Source organism: Mesorhizobium sp. M7A.F.Ca.CA.004.04.2.1 (assembly GCF_004022825.1).
GTDB lineage: Bacteria > Pseudomonadota > Alphaproteobacteria > Rhizobiales > Rhizobiaceae > Mesorhizobium.
In genome coordinates this window covers 1-3,047 of sequence record NZ_RZPH01000751.1, presented here as the reverse complement: position 1 = coordinate 3,047, position 3,047 = coordinate 1, and the positions used below count along the sequence as shown (strand labels likewise).

Sequence of the window (3,047 nt, the reverse complement as noted above, 5' to 3'; positions counted from 1 at the left end):
GACCTGTCCGGTGTGCTGTCGCTGCGCTCGCTGGCCGATGCGCGGCTGATCCGCGACCTCAGCACGCAAAGCGACGAAGTCGTCATCCTCGGCGGCGGTTTCATCGGGTTGGAGATCGCAGCCACGTTGAGGGCCGCCGGTCGCACGGTGACAGTGGTCGAGGCGGTGGACCGGCTGCTCGGCCGCGCCGTGGCGCCGATCGTGGCGAGCCACGTCCGGCAACGGCTGGAGGCGACAGGCGTGCGCATCCTCACCGGCACCTCCATCGCCAGGCTCGATGGCGAAAACGGTCATGTCACGGCCGCCATCACCTCATCAGGCGAAAGGCTGCCGGCGCGCATGCTCATCGTCGGCGTTGGTGCCGTGCCGAATTTAGAACTGGCGCAGGCGGCCGGCCTCAGCATCGCCAACGGCATTCGCGTCGATCATCAGATGCGCACGTCGATGCCGGAGATTCTCGCCATTGGCGATGCTGCCTCCTACCGGCACTGGTTCACCGGCGGCGACGTGCGGCTGGAATCGGTGCAGAATGCCACCGACCAGGCGCGGCTTGCCGCGCGCACGATATCGGGCCATGCCGACGCCTATTCGGCGGTGCCATGGTTCTGGTCCGACATCGGCGACATCAAATTGCAGATGGTCGGCCTGACCGCCGGCGGCGACAGCCATGTCGTGCTGGGCGACCTGCCCGACAACAAGTTCTCGATCTACCACTATGCCGGCGACCGGCTGCTCGGTATCGAATCGGTCAACCGTCCCGGCGACCACATGCTTGGCCGCAAGATGCTCGGCGCCGGCTTCTCGCCGACGCCGCAGCTGGTTGCTGAGGGACCTGACGGTCTGAAGGCGGCGCTGGCCGCATTCCAGCAGGATGAGCCTGCAAGGGCTGCGGGCTAGCCCCCCGCTTACCCTCCCCCTTGTGGGGAGGGTCGCTGCGAAGCAGCGGGGTGGGGGTGGGCGCCAAGCCCCCACCCGGACCTTCGGCCCGACCTCCCCACACGGGGGAGGTAGAAGTTCAGGCGGCGCAGACTTCGCGGATCGAGCTTTCCAGGATGTCGAGTGCTTCGTTCATGACCTCGTCCTGGATGGTGATCGGCGCCAGGAAGCGGATGACGTTGCCGTAGACACCGCAGGTCAGCAGGATCAGGCCCTTGTCGAGCGCCTTCAACCGGATCGCATTGGCGATCTCGGCCGACGGCAGGCCCTTCTTGACGTCGTTGAACTCGACCGCATTCATGAAGCCGAGGCCTCTGATGTCGACGATCTCGGGCACGTCGTCACGGATCGACTGCAGCCGCTGCTTCAGCCTTGCGCCCAGCGTGTTGGCGCGGTCGCACAGGTTTTCGTCCTCGATCACGTCGAGCACGGCGTGCGCGGCGGCAACACCGATCGGGCTGCCGCCATAGGTGCCGCCGAGCCCGCCGGGGCCGGGCGCATCCATGATTTCGGCGCGGCCGGTGACCGCGGCCAAGGGAAAACCGCCGGCCAGGCTCTTGGCCATGGTGGTGATGTCGGCGGCCACCTCATGGTGATCCATCGCAAACATCTTGCCGGTGCGGGCAAAGCCGGTCTGCACTTCGTCGGCGATCAGCAGCATGCCGTGCTGGTCGCAAAGCTTGCGCAGCGCAACCAGGAAATCACGCGGCGCGTCGTAGAAACCGCCTTCGCCCTGAACCGGCTCGATGATGATGGCTGCGACGCGGGCCGGATCGACATCGGCCTTGAACAGCCGGTCGAGCGCGGCCAGCGAGTCGGCGACCGAGACACCGTGCAGCGGCACCGGGAACGGCGCATGATAGACGTCGCCCGGCATGGCGCCGAAGCCGACCTTGTAGGGCACGACCTTGCCGGTAAGCGCCATGCCCATGAAGGTGCGGCCATGGAAGCCGCCGGCGAAGGCGATGACCGCCTGACGGCCGGTGGCATTGCGGGCGATCTTGATGGCGTTCTCTACCGCCTCGGCCCCGGTGGTGACGAAGATCGTCTTCTTCTCGAACTTGCCAGGCAGCATGCCGTTCAGCCGTTCGGCCAGGCGCACATAGCTCTCATAGGGCACCACCTGGTGGCAGGTGTGGGTGAAGCGGTCGAGCTGTGCCTTGACCGCCTCGATCACCCTGGGATGGCGATGCCCGGTGTTGACCACGGCGATGCCCGACGAGAAATCGATATAGCGACGTCCCTCGACATCCCAGATTTCCGAATTTTCAGCCCGGTCGGCATAGATCTGCGTGGTCATGCCGACGCCGCGGGAAATCGATTGGTTCTTGCGTTCGGAAATGGCTGAATTCTTCATCGTATCCTCACCGGGCCGGCGCCCGTCCTGTTTGATGCCGTTGAGACGTCTTCTGACCTTATTTCACGTTTTCCTCAAGTCGGCACCACCGGCAGGCGATTGGGCCTGCGACAGGTGGATCCCGGCGCTTAACCAGTTGCCCGATACACGTACGACACCGGTTTCCTTTTCCCGGGGATCGACTATCCTCCAGATATCCGCGAGGTCTCGCGATCCGCGCTAGCCGCCCACGGGGCTGGGGGAGTCCATGAGCAGGAACGCGACATCGTCCGTCTCGCGGCCGTCGGTCAAAACCCCCTGCCTGTTTTCTTGTCCGATCGCCTCGGTGCTTTTCGCTTGCACGGCGGCTCTTCTGCTAACCGGCTGCCAGAAGCAGGAGGCGGCGGACAAGAAATTGCCGGTCATGGTGCGCACCGAAACGGTGGCGATGGCCGACTATGCGCCAAGGACCTCACTGACCGGGGTGATCGCGGCGCGTACGCTGAACAATCTGTCGTTCCGGGTCGGCGGTCGCGTCGCCGAACGGTTTGTCGATGTCGGCCAGCATGTCGATCAAGGCACGGTGCTCGCCCGGATCGATCCGCAGGAGCAGGAATCCGATCTGCGCTCGGCGCAGGCCGATCTCGACGCGGCGCAGGCGCAATTGACCCAGTCCGCCGCCGCCTTCGAACGGCAGAAGACGCTGCTCGCCCAGGGTTTTACCACCAGGCGCGATTATGACGCCGCGGACCAGGCCCTGAAGGTGGCACAAGGC

3 protein-coding genes are annotated in these 3,047 nt (G+C 65.3%); 2 read left to right on the top strand and 1 reads right to left on the bottom strand.

Annotated elements, in window-relative coordinates; all coding sequences use genetic code 11:
* Positions 1 to 897, top strand: an 897-nt coding sequence (locus EN893_RS26365; RefSeq protein ID WP_164901114.1) for an FAD/NAD(P)-binding oxidoreductase, incomplete at its 5' end; no start/stop codon positions are given.
* A 118-nt stretch (positions 898 to 1,015) separates the two neighbouring features.
* On the opposite strand, the gene EN893_RS26360 is transcribed toward EN893_RS26365, so the two are convergent.
* Positions 1,016 to 2,293 (bottom strand): 4-aminobutyrate--2-oxoglutarate transaminase, encoded by a 1,278-nt coding sequence (locus EN893_RS26360; RefSeq protein ID WP_023811424.1) that lies wholly within the window; start codon positions 2,291 to 2,293, stop codon positions 1,016 to 1,018.
* Between the two features lie 247 nt (positions 2,294 to 2,540).
* Between EN893_RS26360 and EN893_RS26355 the strand changes: the two genes are divergently transcribed.
* Positions 2,541 to 3,047: biotin/lipoyl-binding protein (locus EN893_RS26355; RefSeq protein WP_127372838.1), on the top strand; the 507-nt coding region annotated here is incomplete at its 3' end.